The organism is Haloferax gibbonsii (assembly GCF_001190965.1).
GTDB classification, from domain to species: Archaea; Halobacteriota; Halobacteria; order Halobacteriales; family Haloferacaceae; genus Haloferax; species Haloferax gibbonsii.
Genome location: NZ_CP011947.1, coordinates 2,891,983 through 2,917,580, shown reverse-complemented (window position 1 = coordinate 2,917,580; position 25,598 = coordinate 2,891,983). Strand labels below are relative to the sequence as shown.

Annotated in this window: 31 protein-coding genes; 16 read left to right on the top strand and 15 right to left on the bottom strand. The window is 68.2% G+C overall.

What is annotated here, in order from left to right:
- Positions 1-35: 35 nt before the first annotated feature.
- Positions 36-1,400 carry a phosphoglucosamine mutase gene (gene glmM / locus ABY42_RS14860; RefSeq protein ID WP_004974119.1) on the bottom strand — a complete coding sequence of 455 codons (1,365 nt, stop codon included), beginning with the start codon at positions 1,398-1,400 and terminating at the stop codon, positions 36-38.
- Between the two features lie 174 nt (positions 1,401-1,574).
- On the opposite strand from glmM, the gene hisA reads away from it, so the two are divergent.
- Positions 1,575-2,291 (top strand): 1-(5-phosphoribosyl)-5-[(5-phosphoribosylamino)methylideneamino]imidazole-4-carboxamide isomerase, encoded by a 717-nt coding sequence (gene hisA / locus ABY42_RS14855; protein WP_050459857.1) that lies wholly within the window; start codon positions 1,575-1,577, stop codon positions 2,289-2,291.
- A gap of 29 nt (positions 2,292-2,320) precedes the next feature.
- Here the strand turns inward: hisA and ABY42_RS14850 are convergent, their stop codons facing one another.
- Positions 2,321-2,509: a hypothetical protein gene (locus ABY42_RS14850; RefSeq protein ID WP_004974121.1), complete on the bottom strand. Its 189-nt coding sequence runs from the start codon at positions 2,507-2,509 to the stop codon at positions 2,321-2,323.
- 45 nt (positions 2,510-2,554) lie between these two features.
- On the bottom strand, positions 2,555-2,713 hold the full coding sequence (locus tag ABY42_RS19985) for a hypothetical protein (RefSeq protein ID WP_231608289.1): 159 nt from the start codon (positions 2,711-2,713) through the stop codon (positions 2,555-2,557).
- 121 nt (positions 2,714-2,834) lie between these two features.
- On the opposite strand from ABY42_RS19985, the gene hisB reads away from it, so the two are divergent.
- On the top strand, positions 2,835-3,428 hold the full coding sequence (gene hisB, locus ABY42_RS14840; protein ID WP_004974124.1) for an imidazoleglycerol-phosphate dehydratase HisB: 594 nt from the start codon (positions 2,835-2,837) through the stop codon (positions 3,426-3,428).
- Between the two features lie 43 nt (positions 3,429-3,471).
- On the opposite strand, the gene ABY42_RS14835 is transcribed toward hisB, so the two are convergent.
- Positions 3,472-4,197 (bottom strand): prolipoprotein diacylglyceryl transferase, encoded by a 726-nt coding sequence (locus ABY42_RS14835; protein WP_050459856.1) that lies wholly within the window; start codon positions 4,195-4,197, stop codon positions 3,472-3,474.
- A 162-nt stretch (positions 4,198-4,359) separates the two neighbouring features.
- On the opposite strand from ABY42_RS14835, the gene ABY42_RS14830 reads away from it, so the two are divergent.
- Positions 4,360-4,863 (top strand): ACT domain-containing protein, encoded by a 504-nt coding sequence (locus ABY42_RS14830; RefSeq protein ID WP_004974129.1) that lies wholly within the window; start codon positions 4,360-4,362, stop codon positions 4,861-4,863.
- A 323-nt stretch (positions 4,864-5,186) separates the two neighbouring features.
- A complete protein-coding gene (locus tag ABY42_RS14825) occupies positions 5,187-5,819 on the top strand; it encodes an IMPACT family protein (RefSeq protein ID WP_004974131.1) in 633 nt (210 codons plus the stop codon).
- Positions 5,820-5,843: 24 nt separating this feature from the next.
- Here the strand turns inward: ABY42_RS14825 and ABY42_RS14820 are convergent, their stop codons facing one another.
- From ABY42_RS14820 to ABY42_RS14790, 7 genes are all read right to left on the bottom strand, one after another.
- Positions 5,844-8,723, bottom strand: coding sequence for a TRAP transporter permease (locus ABY42_RS14820; protein WP_050459855.1), 2,880 nt, complete (start codon positions 8,721-8,723; stop codon positions 5,844-5,846).
- A 6-nt stretch (positions 8,724-8,729) separates the two neighbouring features.
- The gene (locus tag ABY42_RS14815) at positions 8,730-9,215 is read right to left on the bottom strand and encodes a DUF1850 domain-containing protein (protein WP_049905033.1); all 486 of its coding nucleotides are present in this window, start codon (positions 9,213-9,215) and stop codon (positions 8,730-8,732) included.
- Positions 9,216-9,266: 51 nt separating this feature from the next.
- Complete coding sequence (locus ABY42_RS14810; RefSeq protein ID WP_004974141.1) at positions 9,267-10,295, bottom strand: TAXI family TRAP transporter solute-binding subunit; 1,029 nt, start codon at positions 10,293-10,295, stop codon at positions 9,267-9,269.
- A 450-nt stretch (positions 10,296-10,745) separates the two neighbouring features.
- A complete protein-coding gene (locus ABY42_RS14805; protein ID WP_004974143.1) occupies positions 10,746-10,949 on the bottom strand; it encodes a DUF7569 family protein in 204 nt (67 codons plus the stop codon).
- Positions 10,950-11,080: 131 nt separating this feature from the next.
- Positions 11,081-11,761, bottom strand: coding sequence for a uracil phosphoribosyltransferase (upp, locus tag ABY42_RS14800; RefSeq protein WP_008090895.1), 681 nt, complete (start codon positions 11,759-11,761; stop codon positions 11,081-11,083).
- Positions 11,762-11,869: 108 nt separating this feature from the next.
- Positions 11,870-12,106, bottom strand: coding sequence for a hypothetical protein (locus ABY42_RS14795; protein ID WP_004974147.1), 237 nt, complete (start codon positions 12,104-12,106; stop codon positions 11,870-11,872).
- Positions 12,103-13,425, bottom strand: coding sequence for a CobW family GTP-binding protein (locus tag ABY42_RS14790; RefSeq protein ID WP_050459854.1), 1,323 nt, complete (start codon positions 13,423-13,425; stop codon positions 12,103-12,105). Before ABY42_RS14790 ends, ABY42_RS14795 begins: the two co-directional genes overlap by 4 nt.
- Positions 13,426-13,526: 101 nt before the next feature.
- Between ABY42_RS14790 and ABY42_RS14785 the strand changes: the two genes are divergently transcribed.
- The 3 genes from ABY42_RS14785 to ABY42_RS14775 all read left to right on the top strand — a co-directional run bounded on the left by ABY42_RS14785 (position 13,527) and on the right by ABY42_RS14775 (position 16,742).
- Entirely contained in the window at positions 13,527-13,823 is a 297-nt protein-coding gene (locus ABY42_RS14785; protein WP_004968702.1) for a hypothetical protein, read from the top strand.
- Between the two features lies 1 nt (position 13,824).
- Positions 13,825-14,790: an ArsA family ATPase gene (locus tag ABY42_RS14780; protein WP_004974149.1), complete on the top strand. Its 966-nt coding sequence runs from the start codon at positions 13,825-13,827 to the stop codon at positions 14,788-14,790.
- Positions 14,791-14,924: 134 nt separating this feature from the next.
- Complete coding sequence (locus ABY42_RS14775) at positions 14,925-16,742, top strand: carbon starvation CstA family protein (protein ID WP_050459853.1); 1,818 nt, start codon at positions 14,925-14,927, stop codon at positions 16,740-16,742.
- Positions 16,743-16,773: 31 nt separating this feature from the next.
- Here ABY42_RS14775 and ABY42_RS14770 read toward each other — a convergent pair whose 3' ends face one another.
- Both ABY42_RS14770 and ABY42_RS14765 read right to left on the bottom strand, forming a co-directional pair.
- Positions 16,774-17,427, bottom strand: a complete 654-nt coding sequence (locus tag ABY42_RS14770) for a hypothetical protein (protein ID WP_050459852.1) — start codon at positions 17,425-17,427, stop codon at positions 16,774-16,776.
- On the bottom strand, positions 17,424-17,804 hold the full coding sequence (locus tag ABY42_RS14765) for a cupin domain-containing protein (protein WP_004974156.1): 381 nt from the start codon (positions 17,802-17,804) through the stop codon (positions 17,424-17,426). The genes ABY42_RS14770 and ABY42_RS14765 overlap by 4 nt, the downstream gene beginning before the upstream one ends.
- 88 nt (positions 17,805-17,892) lie before the next feature.
- On the opposite strand from ABY42_RS14765, the gene ABY42_RS14760 reads away from it, so the two are divergent.
- The 6 genes from ABY42_RS14760 to ABY42_RS14735 all read left to right on the top strand — a co-directional run bounded on the left by ABY42_RS14760 (position 17,893) and on the right by ABY42_RS14735 (position 21,655).
- The gene (locus tag ABY42_RS14760) at positions 17,893-18,102 is read left to right on the top strand and encodes a hypothetical protein (RefSeq protein WP_004974158.1); all 210 of its coding nucleotides are present in this window, start codon (positions 17,893-17,895) and stop codon (positions 18,100-18,102) included.
- Positions 18,103-18,175: 73 nt separating this feature from the next.
- Positions 18,176-18,868 carry a DUF5828 family protein gene (locus tag ABY42_RS14755; RefSeq protein WP_004974159.1) on the top strand — a complete coding sequence of 231 codons (693 nt, stop codon included), beginning with the start codon at positions 18,176-18,178 and terminating at the stop codon, positions 18,866-18,868.
- A 99-nt stretch (positions 18,869-18,967) separates the two neighbouring features.
- On the top strand, positions 18,968-19,207 hold the full coding sequence (locus ABY42_RS14750; RefSeq protein ID WP_004974161.1) for a hypothetical protein: 240 nt from the start codon (positions 18,968-18,970) through the stop codon (positions 19,205-19,207).
- 78 nt (positions 19,208-19,285) lie between these two features.
- Positions 19,286-19,657: a helix-turn-helix domain-containing protein gene (locus tag ABY42_RS14745; protein WP_004044838.1), complete on the top strand. Its 372-nt coding sequence runs from the start codon at positions 19,286-19,288 to the stop codon at positions 19,655-19,657.
- Between the two features lie 96 nt (positions 19,658-19,753).
- On the top strand, positions 19,754-21,013 hold the full coding sequence (gene thrC / locus ABY42_RS14740) for a threonine synthase (RefSeq protein WP_004974165.1): 1,260 nt from the start codon (positions 19,754-19,756) through the stop codon (positions 21,011-21,013).
- A gap of 135 nt (positions 21,014-21,148) precedes the next feature.
- Positions 21,149-21,655: a hypothetical protein gene (locus ABY42_RS14735; RefSeq protein ID WP_050459851.1), complete on the top strand. Its 507-nt coding sequence runs from the start codon at positions 21,149-21,151 to the stop codon at positions 21,653-21,655.
- Positions 21,656-21,694: 39 nt separating this feature from the next.
- Here the strand turns inward: ABY42_RS14735 and serA are convergent, their stop codons facing one another.
- On the bottom strand, positions 21,695-23,272 hold the full coding sequence (serA, locus tag ABY42_RS14730) for a phosphoglycerate dehydrogenase (protein WP_004974170.1): 1,578 nt from the start codon (positions 23,270-23,272) through the stop codon (positions 21,695-21,697).
- A 139-nt stretch (positions 23,273-23,411) separates the two neighbouring features.
- Between serA and ABY42_RS14725 the strand changes: the two genes are divergently transcribed.
- The gene (locus tag ABY42_RS14725; RefSeq protein ID WP_008090878.1) at positions 23,412-24,077 is read left to right on the top strand and encodes a DUF7504 family protein; all 666 of its coding nucleotides are present in this window, start codon (positions 23,412-23,414) and stop codon (positions 24,075-24,077) included.
- Between the two features lie 42 nt (positions 24,078-24,119).
- Here ABY42_RS14725 and ABY42_RS14720 read toward each other — a convergent pair whose 3' ends face one another.
- Positions 24,120-24,557, bottom strand: a complete 438-nt coding sequence (locus ABY42_RS14720) for a hypothetical protein (protein ID WP_004974180.1) — start codon at positions 24,555-24,557, stop codon at positions 24,120-24,122.
- Positions 24,558-24,701: 144 nt separating this feature from the next.
- Here ABY42_RS14720 and serB point away from each other — a divergent pair, with 144 nt between their 5' ends.
- Both serB and ABY42_RS14710 read left to right on the top strand, forming a co-directional pair.
- Positions 24,702-25,349 carry a phosphoserine phosphatase SerB gene (serB, locus tag ABY42_RS14715; protein ID WP_004968687.1) on the top strand — a complete coding sequence of 216 codons (648 nt, stop codon included), beginning with the start codon at positions 24,702-24,704 and terminating at the stop codon, positions 25,347-25,349.
- Between the two features lie 51 nt (positions 25,350-25,400).
- The gene (locus tag ABY42_RS14710; protein WP_004974182.1) at positions 25,401-25,592 is read left to right on the top strand and encodes a hypothetical protein; all 192 of its coding nucleotides are present in this window, start codon (positions 25,401-25,403) and stop codon (positions 25,590-25,592) included.
- Positions 25,593-25,598: the final 6 nt, after the last annotated feature.

Below are 25,598 nucleotides of genomic sequence, written 5' to 3'. Positions count from 1 at the left end.
AAAAGAGACTCCTTCTCCCCGGTGCTATCGCCGAGTTACAGCGTCGCAACCGCGGTTCGAAGCGCGTCGGCGGCGTCCTCGGCGAGTTCGGTCGCGCGTTCCTCGGAGCGACCCTCGGCGTAGACGCGGACTTTCGGCTCGGTTCCCGAGGGGCGGACGAGCACCCACGCGTCGCCGTAGTCGAGGCGATAGCCGTCGGTCGTGTTCGGCGTCGCGTCGGCGGATTCCGCGTAGTCGGCGGCGGCGTTGAGCATCGCCGTCAACTCGGCTTCCTCGTCGTATTCGAGGTTGATGCGGACGTTGTAGTAGTCCTCGTAGGGCGCGACGAGTTCGCTCGGCGGGCGCTCGGCGACGAGTTCGAGGAACTTCGCCGCGATGTACGCGCCGTCGCGGACGAGGCGGTAGTTGGGGTAGAACACTCCCCCGTTACCCTCGCCCGCGATGGGGACGTTCCGACCCTCGCGCCAGAGTTCGCGGATGCGGGTGATGAGGTTCGTCGCGCCGATGGGCGTGAGTTCGAGGTCGGCTCCGACCTCCTCGCAGACGTCGACGAGGCGCTGGGAGACGTTCACCGCGGAGACGGTCGCGTCGCCCGGTTCGAGGGCGGCGGCCGCGAGGGCGGCCAGCGACGCCTCGCCGGAGATGCACTCGCCGCGCTCGTTCACGAAGACGGCCCGGTCGGCGTCGCCGTCGTGGGCGATTCCCACGTCGGCGTCGGTCGCGCGGACGAGTCGTTCGAGGTCGCTGAGGTTCTCGGGAACCGGCTCGGACTGGCGGCCGGGGAAGTGGCCGTCTGGCTGGGCGTTGACCGTGCGGACCTCGCAGCCGAGTTCGCGGAGGAAGTCGGGCGTGACGAGCGACCCGGCGCCGTGGCCGGGGTCGAGCGCGACTGTGAGGTTCGCGTCGGCGATTTTCTCGCGGTCGACGCTGGCGAGGAGGTCCTCGCGGTAGTCGTCGTTCGCCGTCTCGACGCGCCGGGTCTTCCCGACGGCGTCCCACTCGGCCACGTCGAACTCCTCGGCGAGGATGTGGTCTTCGATGCGCTCTAACTCCTCGACGGCGAGTTCGACGCCGTCGTCGCCGACGAGTTTGACGCCGTTGAACTCCGGGGGGTTGTGCGAGGCCGTGATGACGACGCCCGGAACGCCCTGGTTCTCGCAGTACCGGACCGCGGCGGGGGTGGGGACGACGCCGAGGTCGTCCACGTCGACGCCGACGCTCGCCAGCCCGGACTCGGCGGCGTTGACGAACATCTCACCCGTCGTTCGGGTGTCGCGTGCGATGGCGACCCGGTCTGCGTTCCAGACCGTGCCGGCGGCCTTGGCGACGCGGAGGACGAACTCCGGTGTGAGGCTCTCACCCACCACGCCGCGGGTGCCGCTGGAACCGAAGAGTTTCATTGAGTGTGTGTGCACCCCGGCGCGACAAAGCCGTTCCGAACTGGTGGCTCGCTCGGTCCGTTCGTCGCCCGATTCGCGTCGCCCACTCCGGGGTGTCGCACCCGGGTCGTCGTATTCGGTATCTCGGTCGCCGTATCCGGTGCGTTTACGCACGTCGCTCGCCCACGGTGGCGTATGTTCCCGGAGTTCGAAGTCGTCCCCGCGGTCGACATGCAAGACGGCGAGGTCGTCCAACTCGTACAGGGCGAACGCGGCACCGAGAAGACCTACGGCGACCCGGTCGAGGCCGCCCGCCGCTGGGTCGACGCCGGCGCGGAGACGCTCCACCTCGTGGACCTCGACGGCGCGTTCGAGGGCGAGCGGAAGAACGCCCCGGCGGTCGACGCCGTCCTCGACGCGGTCGACGTGCCGCTCCAACTCGGCGGCGGCATCCGCACCGCCGACGACGCCCGCGACCTGCTGGACCGCGGCGTCGACCGCGTCATCCTCGGCACCGCGGCCGTCGAGAACCCCGACATCGTCGCCGAACTCGCCGAGGACTACCCCGACGGCGTGATGGTCAGCCTCGACGCGAAAGACGGCGAGGTCGTCGTCTCCGGCTGGACCGAGGGCACCGGCCTGGACCCCGCCGAGGCGGCCGCCCGGTACGAGGAACTCGGCGCGGCGGCCATCCTCTTCACCGACGTGGACGTCGAGGGACAGCTCGAAGGCGTCCACCTCGAGACGACCTCGGCGGTCGTCGACGCGGTCGACATCCCCGTCGTCGCCTCCGGCGGCGTCGCCTCGCTCGACGACGTCCGCGCGCTCCGCGAGGCGGGCGCGGCGGCGACCGTCGTCGGCACCGCGCTCTACGAGGGGCGGTTCACGCTCGAAGAGGCGATGGAGGCGTAGTCGCCGACGAGACGCGCCGCACCGAGGCGCTATCCGTCCAGATACGCGAGAACGGCCGCGGCGAGGCTCTCGACGGTCCCGTAGACGCCGACGGCGACGAACAGCGCGCCGATAATCGCGGTCTCGGGACGCGAGGTCGCGAGGAACGGCCCCGAGAGGACGAGCATACTGACAGTCACCACGTCGCGTTTCGGGCTGGCGGTCGCTCCGCGCCGCATCAGGCGCTCGCCTCCGGACGACTCGATTCCAGTCGCATCGGTCGGTTATCGCCCACTCAGGACGCCTCCGCCGAGAACCGCCGCGCCGACCGCGAGCGTCACCAGTGCGACGCCGAGCGCGACAGCCACCCCGGACCGGGCGGTGAGCAGGAGTCCCCCGACGCAGATGGTGTAGCCCACCACCAGCGCTCCCTTTCGCTGCATACCCCACGGTACACGTCCGAAACCATGAACGTCCGTCAGACGCGCGTCTGACGCTGCGGCGGGCTGCGGTCGCCTCCGCACGACGAGAATCCCTATATGCGCGGCCCGCTTCGAACGCGACATGAGCGACGCCGACCGACGCGCGGCCGTCTCCCGCGAGACGTCCGAGACGACCATCGACGTGACGCTGTCCATCGACGGCGACGGCGACGCGGTCGTCGACACCGGTATCGGGTTCTTCGACCACATGCTGGAGGCCTTCGCCAAACACGGCCTGTTCGACCTGACCGTCCAGTGCGACGGCGACCTCCACATCGACGACCACCACACCGTCGAGGACGTGGCCATCGTCCTCGGCGAGGCGTTCACCGAGGCGCTCGGCGACAAGCGCGGCATCGTCCGCTACGCCGACCGCAAGGTCCCGCTCGACGAGGCCGTCGCCTCCGTCGTCGTGGACGTGTCGGGCCGCCCCTTCTTCGAGTTCTCCGGGGAGTTCTCACAGCCCTACGTCGGCGAGTTCACCAGCCACATGGCCGAACACTTCGCGATGTCGCTGTCGATGAACGCCGGACTCACGCTCCACGCGGGCGTCGAGGGCGACAACGCCCACCACGAGGTCGAGGCGCTGTTCAAGGCGCTCGCACGCTCGCTCGACGACGCGACCCGCGTGGACCCGCGGCGCTCCGACACGCCGAGTACCAAAGGAAAACTGTAGTCGCCAGTCCGCCCCGTTCTCCCCGACCTCCCGCACTCGACTCTCAGGGTCGCCGGAGCGTCCCCGAGTCGTCGACGAGCAGACCGCGTTCGACCGCGTAGTCGAAGATATCGGCGACCTCGTCGTCCTCGAGGTCGTACGCGCCGGACGCCAGCGCCTCGACTTCCGCCCGCTCGACGGGGAACTCGCGGTTCTGGAGGATGCGAATGACCTTTCGGAACTTCGGCGGCTCCTCGCTCCGGTCGGGCGACCCGCCGCTGGTTCCAGCCTCACCGTCGGCGTCCGACTCGGCCTCCCCGTCGGTCGCTTCGGCTTCGTCGTCGGTCTCGTCGGTCTCCCGGGCGGCACCGTCGGACTCCTCGGTTTCGGTCTCGGTTTCGGTGTCGCCGTCGTCGTCCGCGTCGTCTCCCGAGACCCCGTGGTCGTCGGCCTCGTCGGGCGAGTCGTGATCGGCCGGCTCCGGCGGCGTCGGCGCGGGGTCGACCGCGTTCACGTCGACCGAGGCGGCCTCGCCGCCCGACCCGCTCGCGGTCCGCTCCGGTGCCGCGGACGCGCCCGTCTCGGCCCGCGCGTCGTCGGGTACGTCGACGCCGGCGTCGACGCCGAGTCGGGAGAGAAGCGGCGCGATGACCTCGCTCAGCGTCTCCTCGCAGTGTTCGCAGAGGACGACGCGGCGCTGGTCGTCGGCCGGCGTCAACTCCGGCGGCAGTACCTCGAACACGCCGACGGCGTCGGTCCCACAGAAATCGCAGGTGCGTAGCTCGCGCATGCACGACGGGTATCCGCGCCGACGGTTAAACCCACTCCCCGGCCGCGGCGTCGGTCGCCTGCCCGCGGCGTCGTCCACCCGACGCCCGCGCGACGCCTCCAGTCAGCCGCCGTCGGCGACGTACCACTTAATGCACCCGCCCGCAAATCCCCCGACCAACGAATGTTCGACGAGATTATGGAGAAGTTCGAGGGCAGCCCGAGCCAGCAGGCCGTCATCCGGCTCCTCCTGGAGCGGGGCTTTTCCGTCAACGACCAGGGACGGGTCGTCTCGGGCGGCATCGAGATACCGAACACCGGCATCGCCCGCGAGGCCGACGTGGACAGGCGAGTCGTCGACTCGACCACCGACGCCATCCTCGCCGACGAGGAGCTTCGGCGAATCTTCCAGAACATCTCGTCGATTCCGAGTCTGATGGACCTCGCGCCGGTGCTCAACCTCTCCGTGCTCACCGTCGAGGTGGCCGACGCCGACGAGCCCGGCATCGTCGCCACCGTCACCTCGAAGCTCGCCGACGCGGGCATCTCGATTCGCCAGACGATAAGCGAGGACCCCGAGTTCACCGACGACCCGAAGCTCTACATCATCACCGACGAGCCGATTCCCGGCGACCTGCTCAACGACCTGTCGAACCTCGAATTCGTCCGCCGCATCATCATCGCCTGAGCCGGCCCGTCGGCTCGCGAATGTTCTGTCAACGCAGCAATAAGATTCTTGTAACTTCACGTGGTAGCTGTTCGCATGGTGTCCATGCGCAGTTGCATGTGCTGTGGTGAGCCGATTTCCGAGACGCGCCACCTCTGCGGCGTCTGCATCCAAAACGGGTGTACGTCGTACGCGGACGCCTGCGGACAGTAGCAGTCGCGCGTCGTCTCCCGCCCGAACACCCGTCGCCCTCGGCCGGCCCTCGCCGACCCCATGCCGTCCGGGCCGGGCCGACGACGCCCCGGTGCGAACGCTTTTCCACGCCGCGACGCCAACTCGGTGGCATGACCGACGCCTATCGAACCGTCGCCGGCCGGGCCGACGCCCGCTTCGAGGTCAACGGCTCGGAGTTCATCGGCTACGTCTCCCCCGCGGAGACGGTCGAGGAGGCGGAGGCGTTCGTCGCCGAAATCGAGGAGCGCCACCCCGACGCCACCCACAACGTCCCCGCCTACCGGGTGCCCGCCGGGTCGGCCTCGTCGTCGGTTCCCGGCGGGGGGAACGTCATGCTCCGCGAGTACCAGAGCGACGACGGCGAGCCGAGCGGCTCGTCGGGAAAACCGGCGCTCAACGTTCTCGTCCAGCAGGACGTGCGCAACGTCGCCGCCGTCGTGACGCGCTACTACGGCGGCACCAACCTCGGCGTCGGCGGCCTCGCCCGCGCGTACTCCCGGGCCGTCAAGGAGGCGCTCGACGCGGCTGGCGTCGTCGAGGAGATTCCTCACGAGCGATTCACCGCGACCGTCGAGTACGACGACTCGGGGAGCGTCCGCGGGCTCCTAGAGAGCGCGGGCGTCGAGTTCGAGGCCGCCTACGAGGCCGACGTGTCGTTCGAGGTCCGCGTTCCCGTCGAGGACGGGGCGGACCTCCGCGACCGCATCAGAAGCGCGACCAGCGGCCGCGCGGACATCGAGTAGCGCGGTCGCGGGGTTCTTTTCGGTTCAGTCGGTCGGTTCTACCTGTTCCGGCGGCGTCGGTGCGGCCCGCTCGCGCGTCTCGCGGCGGTTCTTCACGGCGAGCGCGCCGAACAGCACCCCACCGACCGCGCGCATGGCGAGGTCGACGGCGACCGTGTCCGGGACGGTCCCGACGAGTCCGAGGAAGCTCCCGAGGTCGAACGCGGCGTTCAACAGGAGCATCGGGGCCATGAGCAGGAACGCCGAGAGGGCGAACAGGGCGCGTTCGGCCTGCGATACGCGGCCGTAGAGGTAGCCGATGACGGTCGCGCCGAGTCCGATGACGCCGATGAAGACGCCCGCGACCGGGATGACCACCTCGGGAACGAAGTAGCCGACCTCGGCCACGTCGGCGAACGTGATGACCGCCGCGGACTCGCCCCGTCCGCGGAGGAGCAGGATGCCCGGGGTGAGGGCGAAGGCGAACGGTACGATGGCCTTGTTGAGCGACAGCGAGAACGCCTTCGTCCCGGTCCGGAACGGATTGGACCGGGCGATGCCCGAGGCGGCGTACGCCGCGACCGCCACCGGCGGTGTGATGTCCGCTATCACCCCGAAGTAGAGGATGAACAGGTGGGCCGCGAGCAGCGGGATGTCGGAGGACTGCGCGATAGCCGGCCCGAGCAGCGAGACGAGGATGATGTACGTCACCGTCGTCGGCATGCCCATGCCGAGGATGATGGAGGCGATGGCGGTGAAAAGCAACAGGAGGACGATAGAGCCGCCGGCGACCGCCTTGATGAGCGCGGTCAGGTTCGGGCCGAGGCCGGTCGCGCTGACGACGCCGGGGATGATGCCCGCGGCGGCGACGGCGACGACGACCTCGGTCGAGGTGCGCGCGCCGGAGTCCATCGACTTCCCGATGAACGTCACGTAGCGGAAGACGTTCAGGTCGGACAGCGACGGCCGCGAGACGGCGTTGGCGACGTTGTCGGCCGCCTCGTCGACCGCGTCGTCGAACTCCAACAGCGGCGAGTCGAGCGCCGGTCGGACGAGCATCACGACGAGGCTGACGAAGATGGCGATGATGCCGAGGTCGCCCGCGGCGGCGAAGAGCGCGGCGGTCGCGCCGAGCGGTTCGCCGCTTCCACCCGTGACCGCGTCGATGACGCCGACGCCGGTGGTGACGTACGACCCGAGTTGCGCGACGAACGCCGCCGCGATAGCGCCCAAGAGGGGCACGCGGGTCCGCTCGCTGTACGCCGCGACGACGGACAGGAGCGCCATGATGGCGATGAGCGTGAACCACGCCGAGCGCGCGACCGTCAGGCGCTCGACCAGCAGGTAGTACATGAGCAACACGAGCGGGATGAGGTAGAACCACCCGCGGACGAGGTGCTTTCCGAGGTCGACGACCTCGGAGCGGTCGAGGCCACCGATGCCGGCCCGCGTCGCTTCGAGGTGGACCATCACCCACACGCCGAAGAAGAACACCACGGCGGGGATGGCCGCCGCGATGATGATGTCGGAGAAGGGGACGCCGATGAACTCGATCATGAGGAACGCCGCCGCGCCCATCACCGGCGGGAGAATCTGCCCGCCGGAGGACGCGGAGGCCTCGACGGCCCCGGCGAACTCGGAGCGGTAGCCGGAGCGCTTCATCAGCGGGATGGTGAACGCGCCGGTCGTCACCGTGTTGGCGATGGAAGAGCCCGAAATGGTTCCCATGAAGCCGGACGCGAGGATGGACGCCTTCGCCGGGCCGCCCTTGCGGGTCCCGGTCGCGGCGTACGCGAGGTCGATGAACCACTGGCCGGCCCCCGACATCTCCAGGAACGCCCCGAACAGGATGAAGATGTAGATGAACTGCACGGAGACAGTGACCGGGATGCCGAAGACGCCGTTTTCGGTGTTGTACCAGAGGTTCTGGATGATGTTCGCCCACGACCCCTCGGGGATGGAGAGGACGCCGACCAGCGGCATCGACGGCGAGATGAGGTAGCCGAACCTCGCGTAGACGATGAACGAGGCGACGATGACCATCAGGTAGAACCCGAGCGAGCGGCGGGTCGCCTCCAGGACGAGGAGGACGCCGACCGCGCCGAGGAAGAACGGGTAGGACACGTCCGCGAAGGGGAGGACGCCGATGGCCGCGACGACCGCGTCGGCGAGGAAGCCGAGCGGGCCGAGCGTCTCGGACAGCGAGACGAACGGCGCGCCGAGGTACTCGGCGACCGTCCGGCCGGCTTCGAGGCCGAACACGCGGAGCCGCTGAATCTCGGACCACTCGAACACCATGTAGGCCGCCGTGGCGACGGCGAGCACGATAAACAGCAGGTCGAGCGGCGTCACGCGCTCGCGCTCCGGGTCGATCGCGAGCCATCGGACGAACCGGCGGATTCCCGCGGCACCGCGGGTGACCGGGTGGTCCTCACCGAGGTTCGACGCGAGGGTCGGAACGACGCGACTGAGTGCCGCGGCGAACCGACCGTGGCCGGTCGTCGCCGGGAAGAGGACGAACGCCAGCACGAGCGCGAAGGCGACGTGAATCGAGTTCACCTGCAGGAGTTGGAGCGAACCGAGCGACACCTCGCCGACGAGCGGTATCGTCGCGGCGAACTCGAAGCCGCGGGCGGCCAGCCACGACTGGAAGACGGAAAAGGAGATGGCGACGAGCGACGTGAGAATCGCCGCCCACCCCGAGAGCGTCCGCTTCCGGTCGATGCCCTCCAGCATCTCCTGTGCCTCTTCTTCGGATAGTTCTTCGTCGGTACTCGCTGCCTCGCGGTCGTCGTCAGCGGGCGACTCGCCGCCGTCGGTTCGAATCGGCGGGTCGGCCGCCAGCGCGTCGGTCTCCGGGACGGACCGGGAGGCGTCTTCGTCGTCGGGGTCGTCGGGTCGACCCTCGTCGTGTGTTCGGTTCATCGTTGGTCAGTGGAGGGCGGCGTCGAGGACGGAGCGGTGCGTGACGTACAGGCGGACCGAGCGCGCGTCGGAGAGCGCCACGAGGTCGTAGGTCCGGTCACCGACGTGTAGCTTGTGGCCGGCGATGCGGCCGGGCTTGACGTACAGGTCCTCGTAGCTCCCCTCGGGGTCGAAGACGAACGAGCCGTTTTCGGTCGTCACGTTCGCCCGAGCGGGCAGCCCCGCGCCGTAGGACTTGAACTCCATCTTGGTCATGACGAGTTCGCCGTCCTGAACCGCGTAGGCGTCGAGGACGCGCGTCTTCTCGACGCTGTGGGTGTATTCGAGCGCGACGGTCGTGTTCTCTTCGACCGGCATCGTCTGTAGTCGCTCGCCGGTCTCGGCGTCTTCGACGACGAGCACCTGTCCGGCCGGAACGGCGGCGCTCCCGCCGACGGCGACCGCCAGCACCGCGACTACGACGAGGAGACGTGTGGGAGTCGAATCAAGCATCGAAAGATGGGTAGGAAACCGCTGTTCGAAAGCGAAGCGAAGCGCCCGGGCTCAGCCGAAGTAGGCCTGCGCGCCGGGGTGGAGCTCGATGGACATGCCGTCCTGCGCGCTCTCCTTGGAGATGAAGTCCGTCTTGATGGTGAGTTCGTCGACGTTCTCGAAGATGGCGCTGGTGACCGATTCGACGGTCGATTCGGGCTGTTCGGCGTTGGTCGCAATCATCGCCTGAACGGAGACGGTCGGGGCGGGGTTCTCCAGTCCGTAGGTGCCCGACGGAACCTCGTCGTCGGCGTAGAACGGCGCGGCGTCCTTGACGGCCGTGCGGTTCTCGCCCTCGATGGGGACGATGCGCACGTCCTCGGTCGCGGCGAGTTCCTCGATAGCGCCGACCGGCCAGCCGCCGACGACGAACGCGGCGTCGATGTCGCCGTTCTTCAGCTGGTCGGAGGCCTGCGAGAAGCCGGTGTTCTGCTCGCTGTAGTCCGAGATGCCGAGGGCTTCGAGAATCTGGGTCGCGTTGACCTGCGTCCCGGAGCCGAGGTCGCCGGTGTTGATGGTCGCACCGGAGAGGTCGGACGGCGTCTCGATGCCCGTGTCGGCGAGCGTGACGACGTGAATCGTCTCGGGGTAGAGCGTGGCGACGCCGCGGAGGTTCTCGACGGGGCTACCCTGGAACGCCTCGATGCCCTCGCCGTTGCGGGCGAAGTAGGCGACGTCGTTCTGAATCAGCGCGAAGTCCGCGTCGCCGCGGGCGAGGCTGCCGACGTTCTCGACGGACGCGCCGGTGGACTGCACCTGAATCGTGAAGTCGGTCTGTCCCTCGATGACGGACTTGAACTCGTTCGAGAGGGGGTAGTACGTGCCGCCCGTCCCGCCGGCGTGCCACGAGAGTCGGCTCTCGGTGCCGCCGTTACCGCCGGATTCGGTCGTCGTCTCCTCGGCGGTGGTGGTATCTTCGCCACCGGATTCGGTCGTCGTCGTCGTCTCTTCGCCGCCGCCACCGGAACAGCCGGCGAGGCCGGCCAGACCGACGGCACCTGTCGCAGCGATAAACTGTCGGCGGTCAAGCTTCCGAGTCATACATCACTATTCGTCACGATACGTATTTATGGCTGTTCATGTCAACGGCCAACATATCTCTATTTACACACTAATTGTAGTAAATTCTTATCAATGTTAGAATATTAATTCGCCAACGATACACATACCTGAACTCGCCCTTCTGGGGAGAAATACAATCCTCCGCGGTTCTGATTTCACTTCGACCCGCGTGCCCACCGCTGTCGGTTTCTCGTTTCTCTGTTCCGTCCGACTCCGGAGTTCGCGGCGGACTTCGACCCGAAACGAAGGGGTTCGGCGAGTTGGGTGCCGACCCCGACGCACCCCGTGCAAACGTCTCTCACAGTAGTCTACGGGGGTACGGTTCGGGACGTTCGACTCGAACTACAGTCGGCCGCCGGCGGGCGACTTTCGACCCGAAAAGAGGGGGTTCGGACGGCGTTCAGGGGAGTGCGCTCGCGCCCGCGGTCGTCAGTCGACGATTATCTCGGAGTCCGTCGAGTCGTCCGACGACTGCTTGGGCGACATCTGTTCTTCGTACCGGGTTATCCAGTCGGCGAAACAGGTCGGACAGAGTCGCTGGTCGTCCACGGTCGAGCCGTCGACCTGCAACTGGACCGCGCGGGCGAGGGCGTCTTCGACCGCCCGCCCGCAGCCGTCGCACGGGTCGCTCATCGTCGGGTTCCTCCGGTGGCGCGAGGTTCGTCCATGCGTCGGAGGTGCGCGGGCGGTAACTTAGTCGTTACCCGAATTCGGGTCGGCGGCCGGGACGTCCCGCCCGCGAGCCGCGGTGCGAGGAGACCGAGCTACGTCGTGCGGAACGCGCGGTCGCCGGCGTCGCCCAGCCCGGGGACGATGTAGCCGTCGTCGTCGAGGTAGTCGTCGATGGAGACCGTCAGCAGGTCGACCTCGGGGAACTCGCTGTCGACGCGGAGCAGACCGTCGGGCGCGGAGACGGCAGAGAGGACGAACAGCTTCTCGGGGTCGACGCCCGCGTTCTCGAGGATGTGGTCGAGGACCGAGCACATCGTCGAACCGGTCGCGAGCATCGGGTCGGCCACGATGACCGTGTCTTTCTCCGTGATTTCGGGGAGCTTCACGTAGTCGATGGTGATGGGGAAGCCGCCGTCGTCGTCCATCCCCGCCTCCTCGTCGCGGCCGGCGGAGATGACGCCCTGCTTCGCCCGCGGGAACGCCTTGAGCAGTCCCTCCACGAACGGCGTCGCGGCGCGGAGCACGTTGATGATGACGACGTTGTCGAGCCCTTTCACGCGCTCGCCGGTCGTCTCGGCCAGCGGGGTCTGGATGGTGACGTACTCGGTCTCCATCGCGCCGTCGATTATCTCGTAGCCACAGATGCGGCCGAGTTTGACGAGGCCTTTCCGGAAGGCGACCTGCGTCGTCTCCACGTCCCGGAGGCGCGAGAGCGTGTCCTTCGCCAGCGCGTGCGTGATGAGGTACGCGTCGTCTCGGTCTTCGATGGGCATCTTACTGAGAAGGCGGTTTCCCGAAGGACATAAATGCGGCTATCGGCCGCCAGCGGTGCCCTGCGGGTAGTTCACGCGTAGAATGGTTCGGCGGCGCATCCCGCGGTTTCAGTTCGTCACGAGGTACGTAACCGCCGTGAGCACGAGCGCCGCGGACGCGACGTTGACGACCGAGAAGGCCGCGAGGTCGAGGTACGACAGGCCGTAGACGACGACCGCCGCGAACGCCGTCGAGAGGACGAGGTTCATGACGAACAGCACCCGCGGGTCGCCCTCGCCCCACTCTATCTCGTCGGCTCCGCGCCCCTCGTCGTCGCTCCCGGCCCCTTCGGCTTCACCGCTCATCGCCCGCCCTCCGAGGCCGCGCCCGTGGTCGGCACCGACTCGCGCTCCCGGGTCGGCTCCGCGAGCGCGACTTCCTCGCCGGGGTCGGTCGGGAAGTCGCCGGCGTCCGCGGACGCGCCGGGGTCGAGCAGGTGGGCGTCGAGCGCGGCCGCGAGCGCGTCTTCGTCCATCCCGCGGCCGATGAACACCAGTTCGGTCCGCCTGTCGCCGTGGTCGTCGTGCCAGTCGAGTTCGGGGTGATTGCGGCGGTAGGTGTCCTGTTCGAACTCGGGGCGCGAGGCGACCCACGGGCCGGCGGCGGCGACGTACGCCGACGGGCCGGCCTGACTGTAGGTGAAGTGTACGTCCTCGGCCCCGGCGACCCACAGCGAGCCTTTCGCCCGGACGACCGAGTCGGGGAGGTCACCGAGGACAGCGGCCGCACCCTCGGGGTCGAGCGGCGCCCGGCGGCGGTAGACGAACGAGGTGACGCCGTAGGTCGCTTCCGCGTGTGTGGTGTCGCCGTGGTCGTGGTCGTTGTGGTCGCCGTGGTCGTGGTCGCTGTGGTCGCCGTGGTCGTGGTCGTCGTGGCCGCCGTGGCCGTCTCGGTCGCTCTCGTCTCCTCCCGTGTCACTCTCCAACGCCGCCCGCCAGCCGACGGGCGCGTCGGGGTCGTGGAGGTCAGAGAGGAGCAGGTCCACGTCCACGTCGCCGCGGGTCGTCTCCACCACGGTCGCGCCGGGACGGAGCGCCTCGACCGCGTCGCGGACCGCGGCGAGTTCCGCGTCGGAGACGAGGTCGCGCTTGTTGAGGACGACGAGGTCGGCGCTCTCGACCTGCTCGACGAGGAGGTCCGAGAGGGGGCGCACCGAGCCGTCTCCCTCCTCGGCCACGGTCCGGTCGGGGTCGCCGTCGCCGAAGGTGTCCGCGAAGAGTCTGGCGTCGACGACCGTCGCGAGGCCGGCCACGTCGTAGCGGGCGGCCGCCCGCGAGGCGACGAACAGCCGGGCGACCGGGCCGGGCTCCGAGACGCCCGAGGCCTCGACGACGAGGTGGTCGAACGACCGCTCGCGCGCGAGGCGGACGACCGCGGTTTCGAGGTCGTCCTGTAGCTCGCAGCAGATACAGCCGTTCGAGAGTTCGGTCACGCCGTCGCCGACCGCGAGGTCGGACTCCTCGGCGACGAGTTCGGCGTCGACGTTCACGGAACCCATGTCGTTGACGAGCACGGCGATGTCCCGGTCGCCGGCGTGTGTCAACAGGTGGTTGAGAAGCGTCGTCTTGCCCGCCCCGAGGCTCCCGCCGAGCACCGTCACCGGAATCGTCTCCCCCGCGTTCATGGGCGGGCCTACCGGGGCCGCACATATGAAAGCGCAGGTAACCCATGCGGACGTTCGTGAACGATACCCTTTTGTCCGAAAGCGGGTGAGTGTGTAAACTGATGACGCTCGCCGCGCGCATCGAATCCTTTCGCGAACTCGTCGAAGAGTGGCTCCGCGGCCTCTACCACGGGATGATTTCGCACCCCGCCTACGAGAAGATAGAAAAGCAGGCCGAGGACGACGAGGACGCGTTCATGCTCGCGTGCTTCCCCGACGCGTTCGGCATCCCCTCGCCGATCTCGTACTACACCGCCGAACTGCTTCCGTACCTCGAAGACGAGTTCGAGGCGTGGGAGCGGCGGATGTGGGACCGCGGGTCGCTCCTCGAACGCAAGGGTCACCAGTACCACTTCTAACATGCGCAAATTCGTCTTCTTCGGCGGCAAAGGCGGCGTGGGCAAGACGACGATGTCGAGCGCCTACGCGGTCAAGTGCGCCCGCGACGGCGTCCGGACGCTCCTCGTCTCGACCGACCCGGCCCACAGCACGAGCGACGTGTTCGACCAGTCGTTCACCGACGAGCCCGCGGCCGTCGCCGGTGAGCCCAACCTCGACGCGATGGAAATCGACCCCGAGACCGAGGTCCGCGAGCACCTCATGGAGACCAAGCGGGCGATGGGCGACCAGGTCAGCCCCGCGATGGTCAACGAAATCGACCGGCAGATAGAGATGGCCCACCAGACGCCCGGCGCGTACGAGTCGGCGCTGTTCGACCGCTTCATCGACGTGATGCGCTCCGCGGACGACTACGACCGGGTCGTCTTCGACACCTCGCCGACCGGCGGGACGCTCCGACTGCTCTCGCTGCCGGAGTACCTCGACGGCTGGATTCAGCGGCTCCTCCACAAGCGAAAGGAGTCGGTCAAACTGTTCGAGCGCGCGGCCATCGGCAACAACGAACCCCGGCGGATGATGGACGGCGACCCCATCATCGCCCGCCTCGAACAGCGCCGCGACGACTTCTCGTTCGCCAAGGAGACGCTTCGGGACGACGCCGCGTTCTTCCTCGTCGTGAACCCCGACGAACTCTCGCTCCGGGAGACCGAGCGCGCCATCGACCAACTCGACGACTACGGCCTCGACGTGCGCGGCCTCGCGGTCAACCGCCTCACGCCCGAACCCGACCCCGAGGAGTCCGGGCGGGGCGCGACGTTCTTGCGCGAGCGAGTCAAGACAGAGCGAGCGCGCCTCGACGACCTCCGCGAGAATTTTTCACCGCCGCTCGTCGCCGCGGTCGAGACGCGGGTCGCCGAGGTCAAAGGCGACTTCCTCGGCGAGGTTGCCGCCGAACTCGACGTCGACACCGCACCCGACGTTCAGTGAGCCGGCAAACCGACCGCGCGGTGAGAATTTTCGGCTACTCCGCCGATTGAACGTGTCGTTCGAACACGATACATTCCTATCTATCGTTAACGTTAAGGTGAGCATTTTCGTGTCACCGAGTGGGGCAGCGTACCATGGTACAAGTCATTTGGTTGGTCGTCACGGTACTCGCGTTGTTTACCGTCGGGTATCTCGGTTACTCCCGATATCTCGCGCAGTTCGTCGAACTCGACGACAGTCGTGAGACGCCAGCGCACAAGTACGAAGACGGTCAAGAATACGTTCCGGCGAAAAAGCCGGTGTTACTGGGGCATCACTATTCGAGCATCGCAGGCGGCGCGCCGATTGTCGGTCCGATTACGGCGGGCGTGGTGTGGGGCTGGGTCCCCGCGCTCGCGTGGATCGCCATCGGCAACCCGCTTCTCGGGAGCGTTCACGACTTCGTGTCGCTGTCGAGCAGTCTGCGACACGACGGGAAGTCCATCGGCTACATCATCGGCGAGTACGTCGGCGAGCGCGGCAAGAACATGCTGTTGTGGTTCGCGTTTCTCACCATCGTCCTCGTCGTCGCGGTGTTCGCCCTCGTGGTGGCCATCGTGTTCAACGCCTATCCGGAGGCCGCCACGGCGAGTCTGGTGTACATCGTCCTCGCGGTGCTGTTCGGCGTCTACCTCTACCAACTGAACCTCCCGTTCCTGCTGGGGACGTTCGCCTTCGTCGTGGCGATGTTCGTCGGCGTCTACGCGGGGATTCAGTACCCGATTGCGCTGTTCGAACCCGCGGCCCGCGCGCCCGCCGAGACGTTCGTCCTGTTCTCCGGCTCCGGCGCGTGGCTCCCCGGTGCGAGTTCGTTCAACGGGAACACCGCGGCGTGGGTGCCGCTCATCCTCGTCTACGGGGCGGTCGCCAGCGCCCTCCCGGTCTGGGTGCTCCTGCAACCGCGCGACTACCTCTCGTCGTTCCTGCTGTACGCGGGCGTCGGCGGCGCGCTCGTCGCCATCGTCGTGGGCACGTTCTTCACGAACCCGACTCAGCCGCTCGTGACGAACCTCGAACCGTACTACGGGTTCATCGGCCGCTCCGGCGCGCCGCTGTTCCCGCTCCTGTTCATCACTATCGCCTGCGGGACCATCAGCGGGTTCCACTCGCTCGTCTCGTCGGGCACGACCTCGAAGCAGCTGAACAAGGAGTCCGACGCGCGCGTCATCGGCTACGGCGGCATGCTCGGCGAGGGACTCCTCGCCACCGTCGCGCTGGCGACGGTCGCCATCATCGCGCCCGACGTGGGCGGCGGCATCGGCCTCGCGCTGCCGACGTTCGCCGCGGGCGGCGGCGTCATCCTGTCGAGCTTCGGCATCCCGACTTCCTTCGGCGGGCCGTTCATGGCCCTCGTGCTCGTGAGCTTCCTGCTCACGTCGACCGACACGGCCGTGCGTCTCGGTCGCTACATGATGGAGGAAATCGTCGGGACGCCCGAGACGCCGGTCGAGGAGTTCGCGACCAACCGCTACGGCAACGCGTTCGTGCAGTCGCTGCCGGCGTACATCCTCATCACGAGCGGCTCGTGGCTGACGCTCTGGCAGCTGTTCGGCGGCGCGAACCAGTTGCTCGCCGCGCTGGCGCTCCTGACCGCGACCGTCTGGCTGGCTAACTGGGACGACTCCAAGCAGCTCCTCAGCACGGGGCTACCGATGGCCCTCATGACGACGATCACGTCGCTGGGTCTGCTCTGGCTCGCGTTCCACGACAACCTCTACGCGAAGTTCCTGAACGCCGAGTGGATGGCCTCGGCGGGCACCTTCGCGATGGTGTCGGCGGCCGTCCAAATCGTCCTCGCGCTGGTGCTCGTCTACCTCGCGCTGTCGCTGGCGAAAATCGGCTACGACAACATCAAAGACGCCCGGAGTTCGGGCGGCGGTGGCGGCGGTCGTCCGCAGCCGAGCGACGACTGACGCGCCGGCCGCGCGACCACTCCGTTTTCTCTTATCGACGAAGCTTCCCGAGAAGCCGACCTAACAGTCCGCCGGAGACGGCCGGCGAGCCGTCGCTCCAGAGCGTGAACGCGGCGACCGAGTCGGCGTTCCGGCTGGCGACGGCGTCCTCGTCGGTCGGCGCGACGACGGCGAGGTTCACCTCGTAGTGGCCGTAGTAGCCGAACTTCAGGAGCGTCCGGTCCGCGAAGTCGGAAACGAACGACCGGACCTCGTCCGACACCGCGTCGGCGACGACCACGAAGGTGAAGTCCGTCCCGTAGTGTTCCTCGTCGGGTTCTATCCACTCGTCGGCGAGCGCGTGGCCCAGTTCGACGAGCCGTTCGAGTTCGGCGACCGTCGCCGACTCGACCCGCCGCGCGAACATGTACTCCATCGCGTGGTGGTTGGCGTAGTTGATAGACTGATGGAGGAACTGCTTTTGGCTCTCCATGCGCATCGAGCCGAACAGGTCGAACCGCTCGCCGCGGACGGCGTGCTCCCGCTCCAAGTCGTAGTTGTACATGAGCCGTTCGGCGACCCGGTCGAGGTACTCGTCGTCCCACTCGGGGCGGTCGAGGGCCGGACCCGGAGCCGACGCGTTAGCCTCGGTCGACTCCCCCGGCGTTCCGGCTCCCTCGGCGTCCTCGGGCTCGGCGCGCTTCATTCCTCGTCGGGGTCGTAGACCACCGCGTCGCCCGACACGGCCGGCGAGCCGAGCGCGAGCAGTTCGACCGGCTCGTCGGCTTCTTCGGGGTTGTACGCCCGGTGGGGGCTCTCGGGGTCGGCGACGAACAGGCCGTCAGCGCCGACTTCGAACGTCTCGTCGGGCGTCTCGACGAACAGCGTGCCCGAGAGGACGTAGAACGCCTCTTCCTGTTCGGTGTGGTAGTGGTACGAAAGCGGCACCTGCTCGCCGGGGGCGGCCCGGAAGCGGTTGAGCGCGACGGTCTCCAAGCCGCCCTCGCCGCCGATGCGGCGGAGTTCGCACGGGCGGTCGTCGGCGGGTTCGACGGCGGTTGCGTCCACGACGCGATATCCCATGAGACGGAGCAACACGTTCGACCGTATAAGCCCGTCGCGACCCGTCCGAAAACCAAGATTTATTCGTGAAGGTTCCGAACCGCGGCGCATGGCAGACTCGTCCCGCGAGGCCTGCGGTCGGTGTTCGATGACCACCGTCGTGGACGCCACCGCGAGCGAGGACCGCGACCCGCTCGGCGACGACCGAATCGAACTCGACGAGTCGGCGCTCCGACTCGCGTCGCCGGCGGCGTGGCTCGGTCGGGTGTCGGCCCGCCTCGACGCGGCCGCCGAGCGGTTCGTCTACCGCGACCGCTAGGCGTTCCCATGGGTGTGCGAACCTGTCCCCTCGTAGAGTTTATACCGTCTGGCACGTACACCCGTCAACGACAATGGAAGAGAGCATCTCCGGGTTCAAGCGCCGCGGCACCTGGGACGAGGTCGTCGAACACGGGGAGCGAATCACCCGAGCGCTCCGCGACGCCGACGTCGACGGCGCCGCCTTCGACGACTGGGACGAGTGGCGACCGAAGTCCCACGAGCGCCTCGGCGAGGACGTCAACGAGAAGACGGCCCAGCAGGCCAGCGTCGGCGAGGGCGAGGGCGAGAAGGCGGGCAAGACGCCCAACGACGACCTCAAGACGGCGGGCGAGAAGCTCTCTCGGTCCTACGAGCGCGTCGAGGAGGGCGACAACGAGGGGGCCGTCGAGTCGTGGCAGGACTCCATCAACTACGTCGCCCGCGCGGCGGACTCCGCCGGCCGGAAGGCGCTGCGGAAGGTCGAGGACACGGTCTACCGCAACGTGATGACCCAGTTGGCACCGTACTACTTCGACAACGAACTCGTGAGCGCGAACATCCAGCAGGTCGGTCGCGGCACCGGCGACGAGCGGTTCGTCTTCGAGGTGAACGTCAACGACGACGAACTGAAGTCGATGGTGTCGGAGACGCTGCGGGACTTCGAGGACGAAATCGACCGCTGGCACATCGACACGCCGAAAGAGACCGAGGTCGCGGAGGTCGTCGAGGGCGTGGAGGTGCCGGTGACGGACGACGAACAGCGGTCCAAGTCCACGACGAACTGACGCACGTCCCGCGCTGCTTCGACTCGTCGAGCGCGGTCGCCGTCGTCGGCGTCCGCCGTCATCGACAATACTGATACCGTTCGCCCGCGACCCTCCGGTATGCCCGAGCCGCTTCGAGTCGAGTCCGGCGAACTGACCGCAGACGAAATCCTCGACGCGCTCCGCGAGGGCCGCCGCGTCGTCGTCCAGGCGGAGATGCTCGGCGGTATCCACGAGGTGACGCTCCGACACGACGGGACGGTCTTTTACTGCGACACGCCGACGACGCTCCACAAACACGACGACGAAGACGGCATGCGGGACTGCGTGCTGAAGATGGGCTACGCGAAATCGGAGTAGCCGCGGCGTCCCGTCCGGGACGACCGCTCGCTCGCCTGTAGGTGAGGGTTTAATCCGGCGCACGGCGAACAGGTGTGCATGGCCGACGCACCGGACATGGGCGAACTGATGGAGACCGAGGACCCGAACTTCGGACAGGTCCTCGCGTGCGTCTTCGGCATCCAGAGCCACGAGAGCCGGACGTACCTCGCACTACTCGACAACCCCGGCAGCACCGTCGCCGAACTCGCGGAGGTGCTCGACCGCGACCGGAGCAACGTCAACCGCTCGCTGACGACGCTCCTCGACAAGGGACTCACCGAGCGCAAGCGCCGCCTGCTCGACCCCGGCGGCTACGTCTACCAGTACACGGCGACCCCGCTCCCCGAGGCCAAGGAGATGATGCACGCCGCGCTCGACGAGTGGGCCGAAGACGTGCACGCCCGCATCGACGCCTTCGGCGAGTCGTAACCCTCCCCGACCGACCGCGTTCCCGACGAGGTCGTCGCCCGGCAGGTGCCGCCCAAACCCGCCCGCTTTTGTCCCTCTGGTGCCACCGCCCGAGCAATGAGCCTCGAACTCACGGCACCCGCCCCCGAGGAGCCATCCGTCGCCGACGACGGCACCTGGCTCGAATGTATCGCGTGCGGCGCGCAGTTCGCGCCGTTCGAGGACGTTCGGTACACCTGCGACGACTGCGACGGCCTCCTCGAAGTGCGCTACGCGTCCCCGCCGACGTGGGACGACTTCGAGGGCCGCGGCGTCTGGCGCTACAACGCCGCGCTCCCCTTCGAGGAGGGCGTCTCGCTCCCCGAGGGCGCGACGCCGCTGCACGAAGTACCCCGCCTCGAAGCCGACGTCGGCGTCGAGACCCTCCGCGTCAAACACGAGGGGATGAACCCCACCGGCTCGTTCAAGGACCGCGGCATGACCGTCGGCGTCCGCGTGGCGAAGGAACTCGGCGTCGGCCGCCTCGCCTGCGCCTCGACCGGCAACACCTCGGCCGCGCTCGCCGCCTACGGCGCGCGCGGCGGGATGGAGACGCTCGTGCTCCTCCCCGCCGGCAAGGTCGCCGCCGGGAAAATCGCCCAGGCGTCGCTCCACGACGCGCGCATCCTCGAAGTCGACGGCAACTTCGATTCCTGTCTGGACATCGTACAGGACCTCGCCGCCCGCGGCGAGGCGTACCTCCTCAACTCCCTGAACCCCTTCCGCCTGGAGGGCCAGAAGACCATCGGCCTCGAAATCTTAGAGGAGTTCCACGAGGACTACGGTACCTACCCGGACCGCATCGTCCTCCCCGTCGGCAACGCGGGCAACACCTCCGCGCTCTACAAGGCGTTCCGGGAACTCGTCCAGTCGGGCGCGCTCGACGTCGACGACGTGCCGAAACTGACCGGCGTGCAGGCCGAGGGCGCGGCCCCGATGGTCGAGGCTATCGAGAACGGCTGGGACGAGACCCGCCGCTGGGACGAGGTCGAGACGCGCGCGACCGCTATCCGCATCGGCAACCCGGTCAACGCGCCGAAGGCGCTCCCCGGCATCCGCGAGACGGACGGCACGGCCGTCGCCGTCTCCGACGAGGAAATCACCGAGGCGCAGCGCGACCTCGCGGGTGAGGGTGTCGGCGTCGAACCCGCCTCCGCTGCCTCCGTCGCCGGCCTCCGAAAGCTCCGCGCCGAGGGCGTCGTCTCCGAGGACGAACAGGTCGTCTGTCTCACGACGGGCCACCTGCTGAAGGACCCCGACGCGGCGTTCGAGGCGGGTGACGACCCCGAACCCGTCCCGAACGACACCGAAGCGGTCCTCGAACACCTCGCCGAGTAGGCGCGACCGGTCCGGTCCGACCGTCGCCGGCGGTCGCGAATATCGGCGGGCGGAGCCGTCTGACCGCGGACGATGACGCGCGTCGGGTGCGCGTCTGACGCATCCTTTTCATTCTGTGGTACGTCGTGGCACACGATGTCGCTCAGCAGTATGCCGACCGGAACCGTCAGTCGGGACGGGGCCGGGTCGAGAACGTACCCGCCGGACGAACCCGAGCGAGGGTCGTCCACCGCCGCGGCCTCGTCCGCACCCGCGTCTTCGGCCTCGTCCGCGTCTTCACCCGCACGCGCGTCGTCACCCGCGTCCACGTCCGCGCCACCCCGCGGTCACCGCCAGTCACCCGCGGGCGACGCTCGCGGTCGAGACGCCCTCCAACGCGAGAACGAGGCGCTCCGTCGCGCCAACGCCCGACTCAACGCCCGTCTCGACAGCGCCGACGCGGACCGACAGGAGATAATCGACCGCTACGAACGACTGTTAGCCGAGAGCCGGAGTCGCGGTCGGCAGCGGACGCACGGCCGCTCGGGTCGGCGGACCGACCGGTCCCGTCGCTCGGGCTCGGAATCGAACGCGGTCGCCGCGGTCCGGGCGGTCGCCGACCGCGTGGTCGACCGGGTCGCGTCGGCGCTCGGCCGACGGTAGTCCGGCTTTTCTTTCAGAAAGAGGTGCGGTTCGTCCGCTTCAGAGCGTGATGAGGTCCACGTCGATGATGCGGTCGTCGGCGAGGAGCTTCTCGCGGACGCTGTCCGGCACGTCGTCGTCGAGGTTGTAGACGGTCAGCGCCTCGCCGCCGGCCTTCGCGCGGCGGGCGTTGAACATCCCGGCGATGTTCACGTCGTTCTCGCCGAGGACGGTCCCGATGAAGCCGATGACGCCCGGCTTGTCGTAGTTGCGGGCGACGAGCATCTGGCCGTGCGGGATGGCGTCGAGACGGTAGCCGTTGATGCGGACGATGCGCGGGTCCTCGCCGGTGAACAGCGTCCCGGAGACGGTCATCTCCTCGTCGCCGTTGCGGACGGTGACGGTCACGAGGCTCTGGAAGTCGTCCGACTGGCGGGACTTCGACTCGACGACCTCGATACCGCGTTCCTTCGCGACCTGCGGGGCGTTGACGGCGTTGACCTGCCATTCGAGCGGCGCGAAGACGCCCTTCAGCGCGGAGGCCGTGACGAGTTCGACGTCCTCGGCGGCGATGTCGCCGGTGTAGGTGACCTCGACTTCGTTGAGGCGGCCGTCGAGCAGTTGGGCGGCGATTTTGCCGGCGGTCTCGGCGAGGCCGATGTACGGCTGGATGCGCGGGAAGGCGCTCTCGTCGACCGAGGGCGCGTTGAGCGCGTTGATGACGGGCTCGTCGCGGAACGCGGCGACGATTTGGTCGGCCGTCGAGACGGCGACGTTCTCCTGTGCGGCCGAGGTGGACGCGCCGAGGTGCGGCGTGACGACCACGTCGTCGACGGAGAGAAGCGGGTTGTCGGGCGAGACCGGCTCGTCGGCGAACACGTCGACCGCGGCCCCGTCGATGACGCCGGCGTCGACGGCCTCGGCGAGGGCGGCCTCGTCGACGACGCCGCCGCGGGCGCAGTTGACGAGGTAGCCGCTGCCCATCGTTTCGAGTTCGTCGGTGGAGATGAGCCCCTCCGTCTCGGGGGTCAGCGGCGTGTGGACGGTGAGGAAGTCGGCGCGGGAGAGACAGGCGTCGAACTCGACGAGTTCGGCACCGAGCTGGTCGGCGCGCTCCTCGCCGATGTAGGGGTCGTAGGCGACGATGTCCATCCCGAGCGACGAGAACTTCTTTGCGACCTCTTGGCCGACGCGGCCGAGGCCGACGACGCCGAGAGTCTTGCCGTTGACCTCGTTGCCGAGGTAGTCGGACTTGGCCCACTCGCCGTCTTTCAGGCGGGCGTGGGCCTGCGGAATCGAGCGCGCGGCGGCGAAGCCCATCGCCACCGTGTGTTCGGCGGCGGCGCGGACGTTCCCCTCGGGCGCGTTGGCGACGATGACGCCGTGTTGGGTCGCGGCGTCGATGTCGATGTTGTCGACGCCGATGCCGGCGCGTCCGACGATGACGAGGTCGGGTGCCGCCTCGAACACCTCGGCGGTCACCTGCGTTCCGGAGCGGACGATGAGCCCGTTCGCGTCGGAGACGGCTTCGAGCAGCGCGTCACCTTCGACATCGTACGCGGTCTCTACCTCGTAACCGGCCTCGCGTAACCGGTCCAGACCCGCGTCGGCGATCGGGTCCGTGACGAGTACCTTCATGCGCGTAGGGTCAGACCCGTGCGGGTTAAGGGTTGTCACAACGGCCGATATCGTGACATTGAGACTGTCTCGCACGGTTCGGGTCGCCCGACGTTCTCGCCCACTAGTATTATCTTGGCGAGTCCGATAGATTCTGTAGATGGTCTTCCGTCCCGAGAACGCTTCGCCGGCGACGCAACCGCCCGAGGTGTCGCTTCCGGACACCGGGTCCGTGCTCATCGCCGGCCCGACGATGACGCGGAAGCGACGGCTCATGCTCTCGATGCTCGCGCCCGGCGAGCGCGACGACGTGGGGACGGTCGTCGTGACGACCAAGAAGCCCGCCCCGAGCATCGCACAGGAACTGTCGCACATCAGCGGCTCGCCCCCGGAGCAGTTCGAGGTCATCGACACGACGAGCGTCGCCGACCTCCTCGGCGACCGCGCCGACGCGGGGAACCTCCGGTACGTCTCCAGCCCCGGCGACCTGACCGGCATCGGCATCCACCTGACGGAGTCGCTCCGACAGCACTACGAGGCGAGTCGGGCGGCCCGCGTCGGCCTGCACGTCCTCTCGACGCTCGTGATGTACGTCGACCTCAAGCGGCTGTTCCAGTTCCTTCACGTCATCACGGGTCGCATCTCGGCGGCGGGCTTTTCGGGCGTCTTCACGCTCGACACCGGCTTCGTCGACGAGCGCGAACTCGCGCTCCTCAAGCAGCCGTTCGACGGGTTCGTCGAGACGCGCGACACCGACGGCGACCCGGAGTTCCGGGTCCGCGGCCTCGACGACGGCCCGCGGTCGTGGACGCCGCTTCGACTCTGACTCTGACTGTGGGGGCGCGCCGCGGTCGCCCCGCGAACGTTCTCACGACAGGTGCTTCGACGCGAGGTCGACCAGCGGCGAGTTCGCCCGGTCGAACGTCGCGATGGCCCCCGACCACTCGTCGTGCGGGTAGATGGCGACGACGACCTCGTCGAACCACCTGATGACGGCGTTCAAATCGCCGTAGCCGTCGAGTTCGGGTTCGTTGACGGGTTCGCCGAGCGCCTTCAGCACGAGCGTCTTCACGCGCTCGGTGCGCGCGTCCGGTTCGAGCGCCGCTTCGATGTCGTCCCGGAGGTAGAGCAACTCGAACGACTCGCCGTCGTACTGCCCGACCGCGCGCACGTCGGCCTCGTCGAGGTCGCGCAGGCCCCGGACGAACCGTCGGAGCGGGGTATCGCCTTCCTCGCCGAAGTCGTCGGCGAGGTCGGCTTCGACGTCGCTGAGCCTCTCGTGTTCGGCGTCGTGGAGGTCGTCCATACGTGCTTGTCATGGAGACGACCGGTAAATAGCTGTGCGCGGCGCGACGCTGCTTTCCTCCGGCGGCCGACTCGGTCGCTGTCTCCCTCGCCCGATAACTGCCGACGCGGAAGCTTTGAAACCCCGCGGCGACGACGGGCAGATATGCGCATCATCGCCTTCGACTTCGACGGCACGCTCTCGGACTCCGAGATGACGGTTCTCCTCGGCAAGAAGAACGGCACGGCCGACGAGATGGCCGACATCACCGAGCGAGCCATGAACGACGAGATGAGCTACGCGGAGAGCCTCCGGTCGCGCGCCCGCCTCCTCGAAGGCCTCGAAGAGGAACTCGCCGAGGAGGCCTACGGCGAGGTCGAACTCCGCCCCGGCGCGGCCGACCTCATCCGGCGCCTCCGCGACTACGGCCACCACGTCGCCATCTTCACCGGCGGGTTCGAACGCGGCGTCGAGCGCGCGCTCGAAAAGGAGGGCGTCGAGGTCGACGACATCGTCTCGAACCGCCTGCCCGTGAAGGGCGGCCGACTCACCGGCGACGTCGAGGGGTCGCTCATCGAGGGCACGAAGGACACGGCGCTGGAGAACCACGCGGCCGAACACGACGTCCCGATGGACCGAACGGTCGCGGTCGGCGACGGCGCGAACGACCTCCCGATGCTCGAAGTCGCCGGCCTCTCGGTCGGCTTCGTCCCCAAGGACGCGGTCCGACCGGCCTGCGACGCCGTCGTCGCCTCCATGGACCGACTCGGAAAGCTCTTCGAGAGCCACGGGATTCTCGACGCCGACGAGTAGTCTGATTGTGGTTTGCTAACACTTATCATATTTCGGCCCGTAGCACCGCGCATGCCAATCAGCGACGTCAACACGCCCGAAATCTGGGTGGCGGGCTTCGTCTTCGTGGCCCTCGCGCTCGCCGCCCTGTTCGAGGGCGTCGTCCTCTTCGACGTCCGCACACTCGGCGTCGACGAGTCGATTCCCGCGGCCGTGGCAGTCGTGGGGACGATGCTGGCGCTGTGGTGGTTCGACGACGGGTGAAAAAAG

Coding starts and splice junctions, on each gene's coding strand:
- glmM (WP_004974119.1), bottom strand. CDS start 1,400: ATGAAACTCTTCGGTTCCAGCGGCACCCGCGGCGTGGTGGGTGAGAGC.
- hisA (WP_050459857.1), top strand. CDS start 1,575: ATGTTCCCGGAGTTCGAAGTCGTCCCCGCGGTCGACATGCAAGACGGC.
- ABY42_RS14850 (WP_004974121.1), bottom strand. CDS start 2,509: ATGCGGCGCGGAGCGACCGCCAGCCCGAAACGCGACGTGGTGACTGTC.
- ABY42_RS19985 (WP_231608289.1), bottom strand. CDS start 2,713: ATGCAGCGAAAGGGAGCGCTGGTGGTGGGCTACACCATCTGCGTCGGG.
- hisB (WP_004974124.1), top strand. CDS start 2,835: ATGAGCGACGCCGACCGACGCGCGGCCGTCTCCCGCGAGACGTCCGAG.
- ABY42_RS14835 (WP_050459856.1), bottom strand. CDS start 4,197: ATGCGCGAGCTACGCACCTGCGATTTCTGTGGGACCGACGCCGTCGGC.
- ABY42_RS14830 (WP_004974129.1), top strand. CDS start 4,360: ATGTTCGACGAGATTATGGAGAAGTTCGAGGGCAGCCCGAGCCAGCAG.
- ABY42_RS14825 (WP_004974131.1), top strand. CDS start 5,187: ATGACCGACGCCTATCGAACCGTCGCCGGCCGGGCCGACGCCCGCTTC.
- ABY42_RS14820 (WP_050459855.1), bottom strand. CDS start 8,723: ATGAACCGAACACACGACGAGGGTCGACCCGACGACCCCGACGACGAA.
- ABY42_RS14815 (WP_049905033.1), bottom strand. CDS start 9,215: ATGCTTGATTCGACTCCCACACGTCTCCTCGTCGTAGTCGCGGTGCTG.
- ABY42_RS14810 (WP_004974141.1), bottom strand. CDS start 10,295: ATGACTCGGAAGCTTGACCGCCGACAGTTTATCGCTGCGACAGGTGCC.
- ABY42_RS14805 (WP_004974143.1), bottom strand. CDS start 10,949: ATGAGCGACCCGTGCGACGGCTGCGGGCGGGCGGTCGAAGACGCCCTC.
- upp (WP_008090895.1), bottom strand. CDS start 11,761: ATGCCCATCGAAGACCGAGACGACGCGTACCTCATCACGCACGCGCTG.
- ABY42_RS14795 (WP_004974147.1), bottom strand. CDS start 12,106: ATGAGCGGTGAAGCCGAAGGGGCCGGGAGCGACGACGAGGGGCGCGGA.
- ABY42_RS14790 (WP_050459854.1), bottom strand. CDS start 13,425: ATGAACGCGGGGGAGACGATTCCGGTGACGGTGCTCGGCGGGAGCCTC.
- ABY42_RS14785 (WP_004968702.1), top strand. CDS start 13,527: ATGACGCTCGCCGCGCGCATCGAATCCTTTCGCGAACTCGTCGAAGAG.
- ABY42_RS14780 (WP_004974149.1), top strand. CDS start 13,825: ATGCGCAAATTCGTCTTCTTCGGCGGCAAAGGCGGCGTGGGCAAGACG.
- ABY42_RS14775 (WP_050459853.1), top strand. CDS start 14,925: ATGGTACAAGTCATTTGGTTGGTCGTCACGGTACTCGCGTTGTTTACC.
- ABY42_RS14770 (WP_050459852.1), bottom strand. CDS start 17,427: ATGAAGCGCGCCGAGCCCGAGGACGCCGAGGGAGCCGGAACGCCGGGG.
- ABY42_RS14765 (WP_004974156.1), bottom strand. CDS start 17,804: ATGGGATATCGCGTCGTGGACGCAACCGCCGTCGAACCCGCCGACGAC.
- ABY42_RS14760 (WP_004974158.1), top strand. CDS start 17,893: ATGGCAGACTCGTCCCGCGAGGCCTGCGGTCGGTGTTCGATGACCACC.
- ABY42_RS14755 (WP_004974159.1), top strand. CDS start 18,176: ATGGAAGAGAGCATCTCCGGGTTCAAGCGCCGCGGCACCTGGGACGAG.
- ABY42_RS14750 (WP_004974161.1), top strand. CDS start 18,968: ATGCCCGAGCCGCTTCGAGTCGAGTCCGGCGAACTGACCGCAGACGAA.
- ABY42_RS14745 (WP_004044838.1), top strand. CDS start 19,286: ATGGCCGACGCACCGGACATGGGCGAACTGATGGAGACCGAGGACCCG.
- thrC (WP_004974165.1), top strand. CDS start 19,754: ATGAGCCTCGAACTCACGGCACCCGCCCCCGAGGAGCCATCCGTCGCC.
- ABY42_RS14735 (WP_050459851.1), top strand. CDS start 21,149: ATGTCGCTCAGCAGTATGCCGACCGGAACCGTCAGTCGGGACGGGGCC.
- serA (WP_004974170.1), bottom strand. CDS start 23,272: ATGAAGGTACTCGTCACGGACCCGATCGCCGACGCGGGTCTGGACCGG.
- ABY42_RS14725 (WP_008090878.1), top strand. CDS start 23,412: ATGGTCTTCCGTCCCGAGAACGCTTCGCCGGCGACGCAACCGCCCGAG.
- ABY42_RS14720 (WP_004974180.1), bottom strand. CDS start 24,557: ATGGACGACCTCCACGACGCCGAACACGAGAGGCTCAGCGACGTCGAA.
- serB (WP_004968687.1), top strand. CDS start 24,702: ATGCGCATCATCGCCTTCGACTTCGACGGCACGCTCTCGGACTCCGAG.
- ABY42_RS14710 (WP_004974182.1), top strand. CDS start 25,401: ATGCCAATCAGCGACGTCAACACGCCCGAAATCTGGGTGGCGGGCTTC.